The 19,997-nt window shown below is 35.9% G+C and carries 17 protein-coding genes; 9 read left to right on the forward strand and 8 right to left on the reverse strand.

The genetic code is table 11. From position 1 onward, the window contains the following. Window positions 1-17 precede the first annotated feature (17 nt). Window positions 18-707, reverse strand: a complete 690-nt coding sequence (locus NBX25_RS16940; RefSeq protein WP_123857395.1) for an ABC transporter ATP-binding protein — start codon at window positions 705-707, stop codon at window positions 18-20. Window positions 708-1,130: 423 nt separating this feature from the next. On the opposite strand from NBX25_RS16940, the gene NBX25_RS16945 reads away from it, so the two are divergent. The 5 genes from NBX25_RS16945 (at window position 1,131) to NBX25_RS16965 (ending at window position 6,911) form a co-directional block, all read left to right on the forward strand. Next, complete coding sequence (locus NBX25_RS16945; protein ID WP_250254604.1) at window positions 1,131-2,105, forward strand: ribonucleotide-diphosphate reductase subunit beta; 975 nt, start codon at window positions 1,131-1,133, stop codon at window positions 2,103-2,105. Between the two features lie 108 nt (window positions 2,106-2,213). Beyond that, on the forward strand, window positions 2,214-2,504 hold the full coding sequence (locus tag NBX25_RS16950) for a hypothetical protein (protein WP_123910356.1): 291 nt from the start codon (window positions 2,214-2,216) through the stop codon (window positions 2,502-2,504). A gap of 56 nt (window positions 2,505-2,560) precedes the next feature. Beyond that, the gene (locus NBX25_RS16955) at window positions 2,561-4,219 is read left to right on the forward strand and encodes a ribonucleoside-diphosphate reductase subunit alpha (protein ID WP_123857397.1); all 1,659 of its coding nucleotides are present in this window, start codon (window positions 2,561-2,563) and stop codon (window positions 4,217-4,219) included. A 544-nt stretch (window positions 4,220-4,763) separates the two neighbouring features. Then, on the forward strand, window positions 4,764-5,336 hold the full coding sequence (locus tag NBX25_RS16960) for a phage tail-like protein (RefSeq protein ID WP_123910354.1): 573 nt from the start codon (window positions 4,764-4,766) through the stop codon (window positions 5,334-5,336). Window positions 5,337-5,342: 6 nt separating this feature from the next. After that, entirely contained in the window at window positions 5,343-6,911 is a 1,569-nt protein-coding gene (locus tag NBX25_RS16965; protein WP_250254489.1) for a hypothetical protein, read from the forward strand. A 164-nt stretch (window positions 6,912-7,075) separates the two neighbouring features. Here NBX25_RS16965 and NBX25_RS16970 read toward each other — a convergent pair whose 3' ends face one another. Next, window positions 7,076-10,261 (reverse strand): TonB-dependent receptor, encoded by a 3,186-nt coding sequence (locus NBX25_RS16970; RefSeq protein ID WP_250254491.1) that lies wholly within the window; start codon window positions 10,259-10,261, stop codon window positions 7,076-7,078. A gap of 203 nt (window positions 10,262-10,464) precedes the next feature. Here NBX25_RS16970 and NBX25_RS16975 point away from each other — a divergent pair, with 203 nt between their 5' ends. Further along, a complete protein-coding gene (locus tag NBX25_RS16975; protein ID WP_123910348.1) occupies window positions 10,465-11,355 on the forward strand; it encodes a DUF72 domain-containing protein in 891 nt (296 codons plus the stop codon). Window positions 11,356-11,488: 133 nt separating this feature from the next. Next, a complete protein-coding gene (locus tag NBX25_RS16980; RefSeq protein ID WP_123857402.1) occupies window positions 11,489-11,719 on the forward strand; it encodes a hypothetical protein in 231 nt (76 codons plus the stop codon). Between the two features lie 48 nt (window positions 11,720-11,767). Here NBX25_RS16980 and NBX25_RS16985 read toward each other — a convergent pair whose 3' ends face one another. The 6 genes from NBX25_RS16985 to NBX25_RS17010 all read right to left on the reverse strand — a co-directional run bounded on the left by NBX25_RS16985 (window position 11,768) and on the right by NBX25_RS17010 (window position 18,279). Next, window positions 11,768-12,286 (reverse strand): hypothetical protein, encoded by a 519-nt coding sequence (locus NBX25_RS16985; protein ID WP_164464450.1) that lies wholly within the window; start codon window positions 12,284-12,286, stop codon window positions 11,768-11,770. Window positions 12,287-12,400: 114 nt separating this feature from the next. Next, the gene (locus NBX25_RS16990) at window positions 12,401-13,048 is read right to left on the reverse strand and encodes an HD domain-containing protein (protein WP_123910344.1); all 648 of its coding nucleotides are present in this window, start codon (window positions 13,046-13,048) and stop codon (window positions 12,401-12,403) included. Further along, window positions 13,048-13,890 carry an alpha/beta hydrolase family protein gene (locus tag NBX25_RS16995; protein WP_250254493.1) on the reverse strand — a complete coding sequence of 281 codons (843 nt, stop codon included), beginning with the start codon at window positions 13,888-13,890 and terminating at the stop codon, window positions 13,048-13,050. Before NBX25_RS16995 ends, NBX25_RS16990 begins: the two co-directional genes overlap by 1 nt. A gap of 90 nt (window positions 13,891-13,980) precedes the next feature. Continuing rightward, a complete protein-coding gene (locus tag NBX25_RS17000; RefSeq protein WP_123910340.1) occupies window positions 13,981-14,871 on the reverse strand; it encodes a ribokinase in 891 nt (296 codons plus the stop codon). A gap of 66 nt (window positions 14,872-14,937) precedes the next feature. Next, complete coding sequence (locus NBX25_RS17005) at window positions 14,938-15,573, reverse strand: DUF4241 domain-containing protein (RefSeq protein WP_250254495.1); 636 nt, start codon at window positions 15,571-15,573, stop codon at window positions 14,938-14,940. A gap of 90 nt (window positions 15,574-15,663) precedes the next feature. Beyond that, window positions 15,664-18,279 carry a valine--tRNA ligase gene (locus tag NBX25_RS17010; RefSeq protein ID WP_123910336.1) on the reverse strand — a complete coding sequence of 872 codons (2,616 nt, stop codon included), beginning with the start codon at window positions 18,277-18,279 and terminating at the stop codon, window positions 15,664-15,666. Window positions 18,280-18,407: 128 nt separating this feature from the next. Between NBX25_RS17010 and NBX25_RS17015 the strand changes: the two genes are divergently transcribed. Both NBX25_RS17015 and NBX25_RS17020 read left to right on the forward strand, forming a co-directional pair. After that, window positions 18,408-18,872: a DUF1573 domain-containing protein gene (locus tag NBX25_RS17015; protein WP_123910334.1), complete on the forward strand. Its 465-nt coding sequence runs from the start codon at window positions 18,408-18,410 to the stop codon at window positions 18,870-18,872. 208 nt (window positions 18,873-19,080) lie between these two features. Continuing rightward, on the forward strand, window positions 19,081-19,950 hold the full coding sequence (locus tag NBX25_RS17020) for a polyphosphate kinase 2 family protein (RefSeq protein ID WP_123910332.1): 870 nt from the start codon (window positions 19,081-19,083) through the stop codon (window positions 19,948-19,950). Window positions 19,951-19,997: the final 47 nt, after the last annotated feature.

Genomic DNA, 19,997 nt, shown 5'->3' on the forward strand with positions numbered 1-19,997 from the left:
TCAAATTATCAAATTGTCTAAAGCACAATCTGCTTAATAAACTCATCGCTTTCAATGACACCATCCTTCAGAATTACATTCCTTTTCGTCTGTGCTGCTACGTCCGGTTCGTGAGTTACCACAATGATGGTTTTTCCTTCATTATTAATATCCTGAAGAAGTTTCATAATATCATGCGTAGTCTTTGAATCCAATGCTCCGGTAGGCTCATCGGCCAATACTACTTTTGGGTCTGTGATAAGTGCTCTTGCAATTGCTACTCTCTGCTTCTGTCCTCCTGAAAGTTCATTGGGAAGGTGGTTTGCCCACTGTGTAAGACCTACTTTCTCCAGATATTCCAAAGCTTTCTGGTTACGTTCTTTTCTTGGCACATTCTGGTAATATAATGGAAGTGCTACATTTTCAAGCGCTGTTTTATAACTGATAAGATTAAAAGACTGGAAAATAAATCCTAAAAATTTACTTCTGTACTCTGCTGCTTTTACTTCTGATAAATGCTCAATAGGAACGCCATCCAATTCGTAAGTTCCCGAGTCTTTTTCATCCAGAATACCAATAATATTAAGAAGTGTAGATTTTCCGGAACCGGAACTCCCCATGATGGAAACAAACTCTCCTTCTGAAATATCCAGATTAATACCCTTCAAAACATGAAGTTTACTTTTTCCCGTATCGTATGATTTGTGTAAATCCTGAATTACTAGCATTAAGTGATGTATGTTTTATACCCAATAAGTAGATGATATTTTCAAATTGTTACAAGAATGAAAATTTATTCAAATATTTTTTTGTTTAACACCTTAAGCCTTTATTTAAAATAGTTTATCAAATTTTGTTTAACTGTAACTTAAGTTTTCCATGTATTTATCCTCTATATACCCTTCTAGCCTATTATTCGAGCCTGTTTCATGTAAATGTGGAAAACTTTTACAGCTAAAAGTCAGTCTATTAGTATTTACCTCTTTCAAAATCAGTTCTTTTTTTCGAACTTTGTCATTAGATTTTGCTCAGAAACGAAAACTTGCAGTGTGAATAACTTAAATTCACAACCACCACAAAAACAAAAAGTTACACACCTTCTGAACATTATCCACAGAGATCTGAATTATTTAATTATAAAGATATTTAATATGGGAATTTTTGATAAGAGAATAAGCTATAAGCCATTTGAATACCCGGAGGTTCTTCAATTTGTAGAAGCCATCAACAAATCATTTTGGGTACATTCGGAAGTGGACTTTACTGCAGATGTACAAGATTTTCATTCGCAGTTGGAACCACATGAAAAGAATGCTGTGAAAAATGCGCTTTTAGCCATTGCACAGATTGAGGTGTCTGTAAAGACATTCTGGGGGAATTTATACAACCACCTTCCGAAACCGGAATTCAATGGATTAGGATCTACTTTTGCAGAATGCGAATTCCGTCATTCTGAAGCATATTCCCGTTTACTGGAGGTATTAGGATATAATGACGAATTCCTTAATGTCATTGAAATTCCAGCGGTAAAAGGTAGAATTGAGTTCCTTGGAAATGCCTTAAAACATGCTAACTCTGCTACTCCAAAAGAATATGTTTCTGCCTTATTGCTATTCAGTATCTTGGTAGAAAACGTTTCTCTTTTCTCTCAGTTTGCCATCATCCTTTCTTTTACAAGATTCAAAGGATTCATGAAAAATGTTTCCAATATTATCGCATGGACTTCTGTAGATGAGCAAATTCACGCTAACGCAGGAATCTATCTGATCAACAAGATCCGTGAAGAACAGCCTGACCTTTTAACAGAAAGCGATATTGAAGATATCTACACCCTTGTAGACGAATCGATCGAAAAAGAAGGAGATATCCTTAGCTGGATCTTCGAATTAGGAGAAATCGACAACGTATCCAAAGAAGATCTATTAAACTTCATGAAGTATCGCGTGGATGACAGCTTGAAGAAAATCAACATGAAAACAAGATACAACATCACTCCGGAACAATACAGACCAATGGTATGGTTCGAAGAAGAAGTTTTCGCTAATTCACTAGATGATTTCTTTGCAAAAAGACCTGTAGACTATACAAAACACGATAAGAGTATTACAGCAAACGACTTGTTCTAACGTAAAGGCGCGAGCGAAGCGAGCGTCAAAGCTGATAGTATTAGGAACAAAAAATTTCTTATATTTCAAAAAACAGAACAACCGTTGACTTAATAAACACAAATAGATATGATTAATGTAATGGTAAGCTATACCGTAAAACCTGAATTTGTTTCTTCAAATAAAGCCAATATTCAAAAGTTTCTGGAAGATTTCAAAAACCTGGATCAGTCAGCATTTGAATATAAGGTTTTCGTAAAGGAGGATGGCGTTACATTTCTACATTATTCAAACTACATCAATGAAGAAGTTCAGCATGAAGTTTTGAATATTCCGTCTTTTAAGGAATTTCAAAGAGTAAGAGATGAAAGTGGGTTGAACGACTCTCACAAAGTAGAATTTTTACAATCAATAATATAAAAAAAACAAAATTCCGGAGTGGTAATCTCATTCCGGAATTCGAAAATATAACATCTATGGAAGAGCAAAATTCAAATATATGGTGGCTCAATGAAGAGTCTGAGCAAATGCTGAACAGAGGATATCTGTTGAAAGGTGAAACGGTAGACGGAGCTATCGACAGAATTACCACTGCTGCTGCAAAAAGATTATATAAGCCGGAACTTCAGCCCGCTTTCAAAGAAATGATTACAAAAGGATGGATCAGTTTCTCTTCTCCTGTATGGGCTAATATGGGAACAGAGAGAGGTCTTCCCATCTCTTGTTTCAACGCTCACATTCCGGACAGCATTGAAGGAATTACTCATAAAATGGGTGAGGTTATCATGCAGACAAAAATCGGAGGAGGAACTTCAGGGTATTTTGGAGAACTTAGAAACAGAGGGACAGCTGTAACAGATAACGGAAAATCTTCCGGAGCGGTTTCATTCATGAAGCTTTTTGATACAGCAATGGATGTTGTTTCTCAAGGAGGCGTAAGAAGAGGAGCATTTGCAGCTTATCTGGACATTGACCACGGAGATATTGAAGAATTTTTATCCATTAAAGATATCGGTAGCCCTATTCAAAACCTGTTCACGGGAGTATGTGTTCCGGATTACTGGATGCAGGATATGATTGATGGGGATATGGACAAACGTAAAATCTGGGCAAGAGTATTGGAAAGCCGCCAGCAAAAAGGCCTTCCTTATATTTTCTTCACCGATAACGTCAACAGAAACAAACCACAGGTGTATAAAGACCTTGGAATGACGGTAAACGCAAGTAACCTTTGTTCTGAAATCATGCTTCCTTCCACCATGGAAGAATCATTCATCTGCTGTCTGTCTTCCATGAACCTTGAATTGTATGATGAGTGGAAAGATACCGATGCTGTTAAATTAGCGGTATACTTCCTGGATGCTGTATTATCTGAGTTCATTGATAAAACTGAAGGAAACTACTACTTACAAGGAGCAAGAAACTTCGCCATGCGTCACAGAGCTCTTGGATTAGGAGTTTTAGGATACCATTCTTACCTACAGAAAAACATGATTCCTTTTGAAAGTTTTGAAGCAACTCAGTTCAATGCAAGAGCATTCAGACACATTAAAGAACAGGCTGAGCAGGCTTCAAGAGAGTTAGCCAACATCTATGGAGAGCCGGACGTACTGAAAGGATACGGATTAAGAAATACTACTACAATGGCTATTGCTCCTACCACTTCAAGTTCTGCCATCTTAGGACAAACTTCTCCTGGAATTGAACCTTTCTCTTCTAACTATTATAAAGCAGGTCTTGCTAAAGGAAACTTTATGCGTAAGAACAAATACCTGGCAAAATTATTAAAAGAAAAAGGCTTAGATAACGAAGAAACATGGAGAACAATCATGTTGAACCACGGTTCTGTACAGCACCTGAATGAGCTTACTCCTGAAGAAAAGGCAGTATTCAAAACATTTAAGGAAATCTCTCCGATGGAAGTTATTTCTCAGGCTGCACAAAGACAACAGTACATTGACCAGGCACAATCATTGAATCTTCAGATTCCTTCTACAATGCCCGTAAAAGATGTAAACTATCTCTATATTGAGGCTTGGAAAAAAGGAGTAAAAACACTTTACTACCAAAGAAGTTCTTCTGTTTCAAAAGAAATGATGGTGAACTTTGTATCTTGTTCAAGCTGCGAGGCATAGAGGAACAAATAATAAACATCTATATAGTAAGACACGCTTTTTAGCGTGTCTTTTTTATTATAATCAAAATTTAACAAAAATTTAACATTTAGGTTTAAAAAACTTATTTTTATTTAATCATCTATTAATACTGAAAATATCAGACCTTCGCTCCCCAAACAGTGAATCAAGTCCTTATATCATTGACTTTCTATTATTAATATGAAGTAATTTTATTTACATTTGTTGAAGATAAACCAAATAAATCAGTTTTTAACAAATAAAATACTAACAATCAAGCTTATTATTAAACATAAATTTAATACAAAATAAAGATTGTATTCTCTTTAAATTAATAAACTCTTTGGTGATTGGGAAACAAATTATTACAACTGATTATTTTTTTAAAACACAACATAAAGAGAAAAAAATACACCATCAATACAACACAATATAGAGTGTTCTAATTCTTCCTTTAATTTAAAAACACAAAAAATAAAATTCAGATAACGAATTACTCTTAGCAAAAATTGCTACAATATAAACACAAAAAATTATTTCGAAAATGAACAAAGTTATTACCCTAATGATGGCTATGGCCAGTATTACTTTCTACGCACAGGTAGGAATCAATACTACTACTCCTGATCAAAGCGCAGCTTTAGATGTTACAAGTACTTCCAGAGGCGTACTTCTACCAAGAATCAGCAATCTATCTGCTATTACCAATCCAGCTACGGGACTTATTATTTTTGATGCCAACAAAAAATGCATCAGCCAAAATGTAGGAACCCCTGCAACCCCGGATTGGACCTGTCTTTCTCCGTATGTATCCAAATTTTTCTACATGCCGAGTGTTGTTTTTGACACCACAACAACTTCAACAGGCCAAACGAAAGATCTGTACACATTGTATAAAAATCAGTTTTCGAATGTCCCAACAAATGCAAGAAGTGCATCTGCTCCGGCTTCAATCCCTTTTTTCCCCAATGCAACAGATTTATATTATTACGTGACAGGCTATGACCCATCTGTTTTTAAAATAAACAGCGTCAGCAGCACAGGTGTATTGAATTATGATGTTTTATCAAATGCAACTTCAGCATCTTTCATCAACATCGTATTCGTTGTAAAATAAGCAGCCATGAAAAAGAATTTTAAAAGGCTGTCTTTGATGAGCCTGGTTTTTGGATTGCTTACAAACTTTATGTATGCACAGACAGACAGTACTGAAGTCGCAAGTATTTATGGATTTTATTCCTATTCTAATTCACTTATGAATGCAGCTTCAGCTTCTGAACTTACGATACAGGGAAATGCCTCCCATACTTCTACAGGAGTGCAACTTACTCCTGCAAGCTCAGGGCAATTTGGAGGATTATTTATCAATGGAAGGACGTTTACTTCGGTAAACGGACTTCATGTTGAGTTTGAATATGATATGAAAAACGGGACCCCTTTAAGTGGTACTTATGGAGACGGTTTATCTTTTTTCTTATATGACGGAGCCGTGACAAGCCCTACAATTGGTGCTCCGGGAGCAGGCCTTGGCTATTCATATAACAGAGCGCAGAATACCTACGCAAGTCAGAGAAAGGCAGGTTTATCATCCGCTTATCTCGGGATTGCACTGGATGAGTTTGGGAATTTTAAATCCAAGCGTTTTCAGGGTGAATCAAGGGTAAATGGAATTGCAGGGGTAACCTGGTCTCAACCCACAAGTCATGTCACCTTAAGGGGTGCAAAAGGCGCTGCGATCAATACAACAGGGTTAGGAGATGGTTTTACAGGATATCCTGTTCTGATTACACGATCTACTTTAAGCAATTCGGGAACTGTGGGCAGGGTATTACAAACTGACAGAAGCTACCTGACTACTTCCAACACCCTTTCGTCAGTGTTTGATCTTAGAAACAATGCTGGAGAATTCAGAAAAGTGTACCTTGACCTGATTCCCCATTTTATAAGCAGTACCACCACAGACGGATTTGATATAAAAGTTGATATCCAGACAACACAAAACGGAACACCTGTTAATGTCATCAATTATTATCATTATAAAACCTCCGTACCTTATACAGAAAATGCCAATCCTCAAACTACTGACTTTAATAGTTCGGATACAGAAGGCGCTGCAACTTCCCAAACGCTTAATGCAACAACTCCAGCCTTTCTAAAGCTAGGTTTTGCAGCTTCTACGGGTGCCGCATTCCAGCAACATATTATCCGAAATGTAAAATTAACACTTCCTTATTCAGCAGTGACAAATGATGATGCAGCTTCTACGTGTAAGTTTCAATCAGTTAATATCCCGGTTTTCAATAATGATATAGCCTACAAAGGTCCTATCAGCATTACGACTCCCCCCACTGGAAGCAATACCAATATTGATTATTCAACCTTCAGTTTTGCTAAGACCAGCGATACAGATCTTACGTTATACCGTAAAAAAATAACTACTGAAGGGACATGGACCTACAACAAGTCAACAGGTATTGTCACATTCAGTCCTTCAAGTGGATTTACCGGAACAGCAACTATGACTTATACAGTAAAAGGAAGAACAGTGAAAGATTCCAATGGTAAAATTGTTGAACCTTATGGTGACACTGCTTATCGATCTGTTCCGGCTACAATTACTGTCAGTTTAAAAACTACCGGCTGTATTTACTCTGCCATTTCAAACAGAATGGTAACACAAACGATAAAATAAATAATCAAAAAAGATCTTTTTTTGATGGAATGGAAGAGATAATATTGCTTAATTAGTATTAAGTAATATTATTTCTTCTTTTATTGTACACAGCAAAAAAGGCCCGGAAAGAAAATCCGAACCTTTGAAAAAGAAGTATATTGAGTAATATAAAAAAGTAGTAATTAGAAGTTATACCTTACTCCTATCTGAGCCTGGAATCTTGATGCAAACTGATCTATTGTATAAGCAGATCCCGGTGTTTTGAAGGTATAAGTAGGATCTCCGGCTGAAGGTTGTCCCGGTGCCACATTTCCAACTTTTGTAAGCCCTACGCTGGCGGTAGAGTTGAAAGTATTAGGAACAAAGTACACTTTACCCCAATCTTTATTCAATAAATTAGTGAAATTAATGATACTTAAAGAGATCTGGATATTGTTCTTAGATTTTTCACTCAATCTGATCTCATCCATAATTCTGATATCTGCCTGAATATTCCAAGGGGTGGTATCTCCATTTCTTTCGGTAAACTTTCCTCTTCTTGATTTCAAGTAATCATTGTTATTAACGAAGTTCTCGTAATCTGCAACCTGTTGCTGAGCAGTTACCAGTACATTTCCTGATCCATCTTTTATAGGAACAATATATTTAGCCGCTTCAGCAGCATCTTTAAAGATATAAGCAAGGCCTGCCGCTTGCCCCGTATTGGCAATTGTACTGTTTATAAATCCCCATGAGAAAGGGTTTCCTGATTGAGCATTAAAATATACATTGGTAGATAACCTGTTAGATTTGGAAATATTAAACGCATATCCAAGGTTAGCTACGATCCTATTCTTGATGGCAAAATTGGAAGTTGTCAACTTAGGATCATTTGGAGTCAGAGACTGATTCATCTGCCAGTTACTTTCCATCGAGTTTCTGATACCATTCGTTATATCTTTCGCATCACCATACGTATAGGCTGCAAAGAAATTAAATCCGAAATTGTATGATTTTGAAATCTGAGCCGTCAGGTTGTAACGGTACCCATCTTTTGTATTGGATAATAGATATGCATTAGAAAAATTACTATTGATATTCGTTGTATAAATCGGCATTTCGTGATTAACATCATAACTGTAGTAGGTCACATTATCCGTTTTATTTACCTGTTGGAATTTAAGGTCATACAATACTTTGGTGTAAATCCCTTCTAATGTCAGTTTATATCCGGAAAGGGTATAATCGAATGCAAGGGAGCTTCTCCATACTCTTGGCATCTTAAAGTTATTATCAATAAGGTCAACCTGTACTTTTGAAGAATTTTGCCACTTCGGGAAATTAGCTCCCACCAACGGATCTCCGTTAGCAGCAATCTGTGCAGTAGTAGGAGCATTATAATCATAGCTTCCGAAACCTACTCCATCATTATAATAAGCATATCCTAACCATGCAAATGGGATTCTTCCTACAAAAATACCCGAACCTCCTCTTAATACCATAGACCGGTCTTCCGTAACATCGATGGTAAACCCAAGTCTTGGAGATAAGGTAGGCTTGTTAAGATAACTATTGGTTAGCTGGCTTAACGGAGTATAACTATAAGTATTTCCGAAATAAGGGTCTTGAGGAGAGTTATTAACAGCCTGACTTAATTGGGGCTTATTAGGTAAATCTGTATAATCAACCCTTACTCCCGGTGAAAGTCTCACTCTTCCCAAATTGATCTCATCCTGCAGATATAATGAAAGAAGGTTAACTTTATATTGCGCATAAGGATTGTCGAAAAGCTCTTGTCTGCTGTTTCCGTTAAAAGGATAGGTTCCTCTTATCCTTGCAGGTGTACCATTATAAAAATCATTTAGTGACTTATAAGATATTCTTCCATTCAAGGCGTTTACAAATCCATAATTGATATTATATAACTCATTGTGAGTTCCTAATAAGAAAGTATGATTTCCGGTTTTATAGGTAAGGTTATCCGTAATTTCAAAAGTTTTCTGCTTCATATTGAAAACAGTAGCTTCTCTGTCATTTCCTAACAAAATAGTTCCGCCGTTATGGGTAATTTCAACCTGCGGGAACATCGCATTCGCAGAAGTAGGATCTCTATAATCGTGAATAGAAGAATAACCAACCACTAAATTGTTATTCCATCTATCATTAAAACGGCTTTTCAATTCAAGGGTAGTTGTAGAAGCCGTATTTTTCTGAACAAAATCCATACTTGAAAATCTGAAATTGGCACCATCTCTTTCAAGGTTGGATGCCTGGGAAAATACCGTATTATTTTTGATGGATAAAGTATGCTTATCATTGATCTTCCAGTCTAGCTTATTAAAAAGCTTAGCACTTTCAGAAAAGTTATTGTAACCGTTAAAGCTTCCTACATTGAATCCGTACTTCTTTTGCACGAAATCTGAAATGTTCTGAGCCACAGACTCGTTTATCAATCCATTGGGATCATTGGCGTTATAAAATATCGGATCTACCCTTTTGGTATATTCCAGATTTGTGAATAAAAACACTTTATCTCTCACTACTGGCAGCCCTACTCTTCCTCCATAAATAAAATCAGAGAAATCACTTGGCATTTTCGAATTATCACCTACTCTGTTTCTTCCTGTGATTGCTGCATTTCTACCATACACATACATAGAACCCGTAACGTCATTGCTTCCGCTTCTGGTTACCGCATTGATACTTCCCCCAAGGAAATTTCCAAGCTTCACATCATAAGGAGCAATATACACCTGTACATCCTGAATGGCATCCAAACTAATTGAATTGGAACGCGTGCTGCTTCCAGGCATCCCTGAAGTACCGGTCTGGCCTCCTAATGAAGGACTGAAACCAATTGCATCGTTGTTGATCGAACCATCAATCGTAACGTTATTATAACGGAAATTGGTTCCATTGAAAGAGTTGTTGGCACTCTGAGGAACTAATTTGGTAACATCCTGGATCCCCCGGTTAATATTGGGAAGCCCTGAAATCTGCGCCTGGCTAATCCCAACTCCATATTTTACATTAGTCTTTTTCGAGGTAATCTTCACCTCATCAATGGTCTTTTCCTTGTTTCCAACTTCTACCACCGGAAGATCGTTGTTTCCTAATGAAAGTTGTAAATTAGGATTTTCATAAATAACCTGTGACCCGTCAGATATCTCCAATTTATAAGGACCTCCCGGTTGAAGATTATCTAAACTAAACTGTCCTTTACTATTACTTTTGGTTTCAAAGGTACTATTGGTAGGAATATGTACTACCCTTACTGTAACTTCAGAAGAAACACCTTTTAATCTTCCAAAAATTTTAGAGCTGGTTTCCTGTGAGAATGCAAATCCAAAAGATAATAAAGCAAAAGCACAGATCAATTTTTTCTTCATATTTTTATTGCTACAAAACTTGTTGCAAAATTAGATTGAGGAAAGATGAAGTATGGTAACATAGAATTAACATTGCGTAACATAAAGTTTAACATTTCCTTAAAAAAAGCTTAATGTTCATGTAATTTTCTTCTTCATTTTATACCCTTTCTATGAAAATACAGTGAAAAAATGATTAATTTTAAACATTAAAACCGCTTAATATGAAATTCGGACAAGTAGAAGACCCATCAAAAATAGACTTCACCCTTCCTAAAGATCACTCCAGAACTAAAGAAATTTTAAGTCTTAATAAAAAAGGACTGGAAAATATTTCAATCGGATGTGCCAAATGGAACAAAACGGACCTTAAAGGATTCTATCCCAAAGGAACCAAAGATGAGTTAACATATTATGCCACTCAATTTAATTCCATTGAATTAAACGCTACCTTTTATGGAATGCCCACTCCGGATCAGGTAAAAACTTGGAAAGAAAAAACTCCGGAAAATTTTAAGTTTTTTCCTAAGATTACCAACACTGTTTCTCACTTCAGAAGACTGATTGACGTTACAGATCCCGTTACCCATTTTGCATCAGCCGTGATGAATTTTGATGAAAAACTTGGAATGGCTTTCCTTCAGCTTCATGATAACTTTAAACCAAAAGATTATGACAGGCTGGAAAAATTTGTAAAAGAATGGCCTAAAGAAGTTCCTCTTGCTATAGAACTCAGAAATACGGAATGGTTTACTGATGAAGAAATTCTAAACACTACCTGTGAGCTTTTTGAAACTTATAATATCACTAATATTATTGTAGATACCGCCGGAAGAAGAGATATGCTTCACATGCGCCTTACCACTCCCAATGCGTTTATCCGATATGTAGGAGCCAATGCAGAAAGTGATTATGAAAGACTGGATGATTGGTTAAAACACCTTACTCAATGGAAAAAAGACGGGCTTCAGAATCTCTATTTCTTTGTCCATCAGAATATTGAAAAAGCCTCTCCACTTCTTTCCGCTTATTTCATCAAAAAAATGAATGAAGAATGGAAAACAGAAATCCATATTCCTCAAATGGCCACTGAAAATATGGGAAGCTTATTTTAGTTAAAATTTTAAATAGACTAATTTTAATTTACAGTTCAAATTACAACAAAAGCCTTTTCATAACGGAAAATTTTATAAATTAGAGTAATACCCATTCATAGTGAATAATGGTATACTTAAAAAAATCAATGTCATGAAAAAGGAAATTTGTACAATCAGCGTCTCCAGCAACTGGCTTGGCGACGAATACACCTTCTATGAAGACCATACTATAAAAAGGGTATATGATAGCCATAGCCTGAACTCCAATAAAATTGAATGGCTGGAACCTCATCAGATTAGTAAACAGAACAAAGATAAATTAGTAAAAGAATGTCCTGAGGAATTTAAAGAACAGATTATGCACCTTCTGGATTATCCTTAATAATAAAACTCTCGCAGATTTTGTGAAATCTGCGAGAGAATATATAACTTATTTATTTTTCTTCAGAAGCAATACCAGATTGAGAAATAAAAGCAGAAAGTCCAATGTAATCCAGATTCCCAGCTTTGTATTTTCATAATTGTAAGCATCCACCTGTTTTTTAGCAGCCTCAGACAGTTTCATGCTTTGGTTGATATAATTCTGTACTTCCACAATCTGATCCATATTCTTATTAGGAACAGAATGCTGTGAAAAATACACCAGATTTTTCTTTCCAAGATAACCTACAATCCAATACTCATCAGACTTGTCCATTTTCAGATATTCTATCCTGTAATATTCCGGACGTATTTTCCCAATATGCTTAGGTTCAAGGCTAGTGGTATTATCAATTTTATTGACATTAATAAGATAAAAATCCAATGCTTGAGGAAGTTTATTAACAACTTGTAGTCCTACAGAGTTATCCACAAATGCCACAGCACTTTTCTTTATAAACCAATACGTAAAAATTGAGATGGAAGAAACTACTGTTACAATACGGAACAGTCTTGCCCATTTTGCCATTCCTCCTGATTTTACTTTATATAAAATCAAGGAAAATATACACGCCCAAAAGATAACAAGAATGAAAAATACCATACTGCAAAGATACTGATTTCAGATTTTTTAAGAGAATGTCTAATCTACATTCCACTCTTTATAGAATTGGTCAAGGAAATTCAGCATATAATCATGTCTTTCCTGTGCCATTTTTTTCCCATGTTCGGTATTCATCAGATCCTTCAGCAACAATAATTTTTCATAAAAATGATTGATGGTTGTACCATTAGACTTTTTATATTGCTCTTTCGACATATGGAGATCAGGCTGGACGTTGGGATCATACATCGGATTATTTTTAAACCCTCCAAAATTGAATGTTCTGGCAATTCCTATGGCTCCAATAGCATCAATACGATCAGCATCCTGCACAATTTGTAGTTCAATAGATGGATCGGCAGGTGCCTGACTTCTGTTTTTAAATGAAATATTTTCGATCACAAATAAAACCTTTTCAATGGTTTCATTGGGAACATTTTGCTTTGCTAAAAATTCTCTGGATATTTTCGGAGCTATGGTTTCATCTCCGTTATGAAATTTAGGATCTGCGATATCGTGTAATAATGCAGACAATTCTACTACATTGGGATCACAATTCTCTTCTGTTTCAGCTATTTTCTTAGCAAGTTTCCATACTCTTTCAATATGGAACCAGTCGTGTCCTGCTTCTGCACCCTCTAGTTTTTCCTTTACAAATTCTACAGTGTTGTTAATTGTACTTTTCATTAATCTATCAGTTCATTTAAAATAATATCCCAGAGCTTGTGATTATAGCTTCTAAAAAAATTAACATGACCTATTTCTTTTTTCTCAGACTCTGCAGTTTTCACCAGTCTATACGTAGGTTTAAGATTAGGATAAGTATTATTTAAAAGGCTCAGAACTCCTTTTTCTGTTAACCATACATCATCCTCAGCACGAACTACAAATACTTTCTGTGTTAAATTTTTAGAATAATCATCAATTTTCTCCAACAGTCTGTTGGTTGATTTTTTGTTTAAAATTAAGGTTCTCCAGTCATATGCACAATTTTTTGGAAGACTTTCTCCCAGCCCGAACCAATTGGCAGGAAAGTATCCTAGCAATGAGGTGGTTAATGGCTGTACAATTCCGAACCCGAGGTATGCTTCAATTTTTGTCTTTAGCCTGAGGTTTCCTACAAAGGCATTCTGGGTTCCTACAAATATAAATTCTTCAAACATTTCAGAATCTTTATTCATTCCTAAAATTAAAGCTCCTACAGAATGTCCCAGACAAAACTTTCTATACTCAGGAAACTGATTCTTAATATAAGTTGTCACTGCTTTAAAATCCTGTGAACCCCAAATTCTCATAGACCCATGAAAACCTTTCATGTTTTCCGGTTTAGATAGTCCTATTCCTCTGTAATCATAAGTAATCACAGTAAACCCTTGCTCCGAAAAGTATTTTGCAAAAGAGAAATAGACCTGTTGCTTAACTCCCGTTGCAGAGTTAATAAGCAATAATTTTCCATTATTTTTTTCAGGCTGAAAAAGATGAACAGTCAGGGAGGCATGATCTTCTGTGGTAAGTATTAGTTTTTCCATAGGATGAAAAGAAAAAATCCACTATAAAAGTGGACATTTTCAGTATATTATTATGTTTAGTTTTGAACTTTCGATATGCCGTAAATAGCTTTAAGAAAAGAAATCTGACATTCTTGGTAAGCCAGTTTGTGATCCTTTACTTCCGGAAACCCGGGATGAAACATCATTTCCAAATTTCACACAGTCTTCAACAGAGTTCCCATGGCAAAGTGCAATTGCAAATCCTGAAGTAAATGCATCACCCATCCCCATTTTATAAACAGTTTTATCTTTATTCTTCCTGTAATACTTCATTTCTGTACCGTCAAAATAAATGGTAGAATTGGTATCATCTCTTACAAATACTTTATTAAAATATTTTTTAAGGACTTCTTCTCTTTTTTCTTCACCAAAAATAATAAACAGTTCATTACTTTTGGCTACAATAAAATCTACCGCTTCCAAAATTTCATCACTCACCCTCATAGCAGGAGAAGCATACAGTCCTACTTTTTTACCATATTTTTTAGCCTTTTTCACTGTATATTCCACAACATCCATCGAAACCTCAAGCTGTATAAGGACAAGATCAGAAGTATGGAAATAACGGTCAGCCTCATCAATATGAGATTTATTAAGGTATTTATTGGCAGCAGGGACCACTACAATAGCGGCATTTCCCTCAGAAGTGGTTACATAAGCTGTTCCTGTTGACTCTTTATCTGTTTCATGTACAAAGCCTACATTCACATTTTCCCCCACCAGATTTCTCATGATCTGCTGTCCCAAAGGGTCCATTCCAACACAACCTATAAAATAAACACTGGCTCCCAATCTTGCAGTTCCTACTGCCTGGTTGGCTCCTTTTCCACCAAAATAGCTTTCTGAATTAACAGCTAGAACCGTTTCGTTAGGTAAGGGAAGTTTATCGGTTTCCAAAACAAGATCTATTGAGGAGCTGCCTACAACGATAATTTTTGGTTGTTCTGATGAGAAATTCATTGTGTTTTGATATTAGTTTAAAAATTATAACAGACTAAATTCCATGCCAAAAATAACTAATTTTACCTAACTTATTTCAATAAATTCTGTAATAATCTTCACTGGCGATTGATTTTTATCAAAAGCAATGTAGCTGGCATAAAAACCTTCCCCATATCCGGTCTCAAAAGCAAATATTGTCCCAGGATGAGCTTCTGAAGGCTTTAGAAATGCATATTGATCTATTGCACCATTTTCATCAAAGAAATGTCCATGGAAAAACTCTTCATAAATTCCCATGAAGTCTCCACCTTTGTTTTGATAAAGTTTCTGCTCCAATTCATTCAGACTATTTTGAGTATCCACATCCATAAAACAGCCCATACCGCTTTCTACAGGATATCCAAAAACCTCCCCTTCTGCCAGTTCTTTAATATTCTGTCCCGCAGTAGTTGCGAGCTTCCAGTCTTTAATTTCTTTAGTATTGAAAATAATTTCCGCATAGGCTACGCAATTGCTTTCTCTTTCCTTATGCAGCATCACAGAAAATTCTCCTTTTGGAAATTCTGTAGAAAATGGAAGCATATCATTAGTGATTAAAGGATCACAAGCGACCAGCTTTCCACTGGAAAGATAAATTTTCCCTACTTCAAAGCTTTCTAATAACGGATTTTCTACAAAGTCCTTCGAAAATAGCTTTTTTATGTTTTCTATATGTGTCATTTTATTTATTCTTTAAACCATCAGGCTGGATACAAGTTTTCATCTGTACCCAGCCTGATATTAAGACAACGCATTGTCTTTATTGTAAATTTATAAACTTTTCAGCTTCTCTTCCAAGATCGCAATCTTGTCAAGAGCATCTTTTTGTTTCTTACGCTCCACCTCTACAATTTCAGGTTTAGCATTAGCCACAAACTTTTCGTTGGAAAGCTTTTTATCTACTGAAATTAAGAATCCTTTCAGATACTTTAATTCTTCTTCAGTTTTAGCTTTTTCTTCTCCTAAATCTAAGTTTTCACTTAAAGGAATAGAAACCTCAGTTGCGCCAACAAGGAATGTAAAACTTGGCTTATCTGTTTTCGTTCCGAAATGAATTTCAGATACGTTTGCCAACTTTCTTACTACCGCTTCATTTGCAAATTCAGTAGCATTCGTATATATCTCGGCAGCTTCTCTTGGTGAAATTCCTTTTGTCTGACGGTAATTTCTAACTCCAGAGATCAATTCTGCTGCAGTCTCAAAATTTTTAATGATAGCTTCATCAAATGCACCTGCTTCTTTCTGCTGAGCAATCACTAAAGCTTCTTCAATATTTCTTTCTGAAATCGTCTGCCATAATTCTTCAGTTAAGAAAGGCATGAACGGGTGAAGTAACTTCATAAGCTCTTCAAAGAAATATATTGTTTTTTGATAAACTTCTTTAGAAATACCTTCTCCGTAGTTTGGTTTAATTGCCTCAAGGTACCAACCACAAAAATCGTCCCAAATTAATTTATAGATCAAGTGAAGGGCATCAGAAATTCTGAATTTCTCAAACTGATCGTTGATCTCAACAATCGTTTTATTTAATTTATTTTCGAACCATTCGATTGCCTGGTGATCTGTAGCGATTGCAGGTTTGTCTTCATGATTCCACATGTTGATCAAACGGAAAGCATTCCAGATCTTTGTCATGAAGTTTCTTCCCTGAAGCATTAAATCTTCATCAAAAAGAAGGTCATTTCCTGCTGCAGAACTCAGTAGAATCCCTACACGAACTCCATCAGCTCCATATTTATCCATTAGCTCAAGCGGATCCGGAGAATTTCCTAAAGATTTTGACATCTTTCTTCTCTGCTTGTCTCTTACGATTCCTGTAAAATAAACATTCTTAAATGGAACTTCTTTTCTATATTCCAATCCGGCCATAATCATTCTCGCTACCCAGAAGAAAATAATATCCGGTCCTGTAACCAGGTCAGAAGTTGGATAGTAATAATTGATATCTTTATTTTCAGGATCAAGTAATCCATCAAATACAGACATTGGCCACAACCATGAAGAGAACCAGGTATCTAACGCATCATCATCCTGTCTAAGACCTTCTATAGTCAGGTCCTGATTTCCTGTCTTTTGTTTTGCTAATTCTAAAGCTTCTTCTTTGGTTTCAGCAACTACAAAATCATGTTCTCCGTCTCCATAATAAAACGCAGGAATCTGTTGTCCCCACCACAGCTGACGGGAGATATTCCAGTCACGGATGTTCTCCATCCAGTACTTGTAAGTATTTTTAAACTTATCCGGATAGAATTTGACTTCATCATCCATTACTACATCCAATGCCGGTTTAGCAATTTCAGACATTTTAAGGAACCATTGTACTGAAACTTTAGGTTCAATAACTGCCCCAGTTCTTTCAGATGTTCCTACTTTATTTACATAATCTTCTGCTTTTAGTAAAAGATCTTTTTCTTCTAATTCTTTCGCGATCTGCTTTCTTACATCAAATCTGTTTTGTCCTGCATAATGAAGACCGTGTTCGTTAAGGTTCCCGTCATCATCTAATGCATCAATCATTTTCAGCTGATGTTTCTGCCCGATCTCATAGTCATTGGTATCGTGTGCAGGAGTAATCTTTAAGGCTCCTGTTCCAAATTCAATATCAACATATTCGTCTTCGATAATAGGAATTACTCTGTTAACGATCGGTACAATTACATGCTTACCTTTTAAATGAGCATATCTCTCATCATTAGGATTAATACATACCGCAGTATCCCCAAAAATAGTTTCAGGACGTGTAGTGGCTACCGAAAGGAACTCTTCTGAACCTTCAATCTTATATTTAAGGAAATATAATTTTCCGTTCTGTTCTTTAAAAATTACCTCTTCATCCGAAATGTTTGTTTTTGCTTCAGGATCCCAGTTTACCATTCTGTATCCTCTGTAGATTAATCCTTTATTATAAAGATCTACAAAGCTTTTGATAACCTGTTGCGAAAGCTTATCCTCTAAGGTAAAACGAGTTCTGTCCCAGTCACATGAGCATCCTAATTTTTTAAGCTGCTCAAGGATTGTTCCTCCATATTTATTAGTCCATTCCCAAGCGTGCTCAAGGAATTGTTCACGGGTAATATCTGACTTATTGATTCCTTCAGACTTCAGTTTAGCAACAACTTTAGCTTCGGTAGCAATGGAAGCATGATCTGTTCCCGGAATCCAACAAGCATTAAATCCGCGCATTCTTGCACGACGGACCAGAACATCCTGAATGGTATTGTTCAACATATGTCCCATGTGTAATATCCCCGTCACGTTTGGCGGTGGAATGACCACGGTATATGGTGGTTTTTCATTAGGCTCTGAATGGAAATACTTATTTTCCAACCAGTAATTGTACCATTTCTGTTCTGTTTCCTGTGGATTGTACTTTTCTGAAATCTGCATAAATTCTATTTCTTTGGCTTGCAATTTGCAAAAATAGTCTAAAGAAAAAAATTTTTAAGCATGAATTAAAATAATTTTTAACTTTGTTTCACAAAATTTATCTAACAAACATATTAACATTCAAGAATATGAAGAAATTAATCGCAGGAATTGCATTATTCGGAACATTTGCTCTTGCATCTGCACAAACTATTACGTTTGATAAAACTACTTTCGACTATGGTAACATTAAGCCTAGTTCTGATGGTACAAGATTCTTTACTGTAACAAACACTGGTGATAAGCCTTTGATCATTTCAAACGTAAAACCATCTTGTGGATGTACAACTCCTGAATTTAGCCAGGATCCGATTATGCCAGGAAAATCTGCTAAGATCAAAGTTGGATACAACACAGCTCTTACAGGAGGATTCAACAAAATGATCGAGGTTTTCTCTAACGACCCTGCCAACAGCAGAAGTGTAATCTACATCAAAGGAAACGTAGATGCTAACGCTCCTGAACCAAAAGTATTAACTCCTGCTGAGCAGAAAGAAGCAGCTAAAGCTGAGAAAAAAGCGGCTAAAGTTGCTAAAAAAGCAGCTGCGAAGTAATCTCTACTCAAAAAATAATGAAACCGTCTCTATTGAGGCGGTTTTTTATTATATTTATATTGAATATGAAAGATTAATATTTAAGTTTGGACTAAAACCAAATGGATGATATATTGGCTAAAGCTCACCTCTATTCATATTAATATTCTAGTATATTGCTGTTTAGCAATAAGATCTCGTATCTTGTATCTTCAAATAAAAAAAATATATGGACACCAATTTCTCAGATGACTTTAAGGTAAATGGAAAATTTTCAATAAAAAAAGCTTCTACCTCTTACAAAGGGAAACTTACCAAAGAAGAAGGAACACAATTATTAATCCAGGAAAAAGAAAAACTTCGTGAACTGCAGGAAAGACTTTATGCTGATGGAAGTCAATCTCTTTTGGTTGTACTTCAGGCCATGGATGCTGCCGGGAAAGACAGCATGATAGAGCATGTTTTTGGAGGAGTAAATCCTCAAGGCTGTAATGTAACCAGTTTTAAAACTCCAAGTTCAAAGGAATATTCTCACGATTTTCTGTGGAGGCATTATCTGGCATTGCCTCAAAAAGGAATGATAGGAATCTTCAACCGTTCTCATTATGAAAGTGTTTTAGTATGTAAAGTTCATCCTGAATATAATTTAAGTGAAAAAACATGGTCTTCTGTAAAAGATTTTGACAATAAATTCTGGGAAAACCGCTATGAAAGCATCCGAAATTTCGAAAAACATCTTGCTCAAAACGGAACCACCATCATCAAAATATTCCTGAATGTTTCGAAGGATGAACAAAAGAAAAGACTACTGGACAGAATCAATGAGCAGGAAAAAAACTGGAAATTTTCGGCAGGAGATCTTCCTGAAAGGGCACTATTTGACCAATACATGGAGGTTTATGAAACGGCAATCAACGAAACGGCAAAGGATCATGCCCCATGGTATGTACTTCCTGCGGATAATAAATGGTTTGCAAGAACGGCAGCTATTCAGATTATTATAGACACGCTGGAAAAAATGAATCTTAAATATCCCCAGCTTTCGGAAAAAGACAGATTGGGCTTACAGGAAGCAAAAAAACAATTGGAAAGTGAATAAAAAAAATCCTCAGATGAATACATCTGAGGATTTTTTATGCTGATAAA

Origin of the sequence: Chryseobacterium sp. Marseille-Q3244 (assembly GCF_940807095.1) — a bacterium.
GTDB lineage: Bacteria > Bacteroidota > Bacteroidia > Flavobacteriales > Weeksellaceae > Chryseobacterium.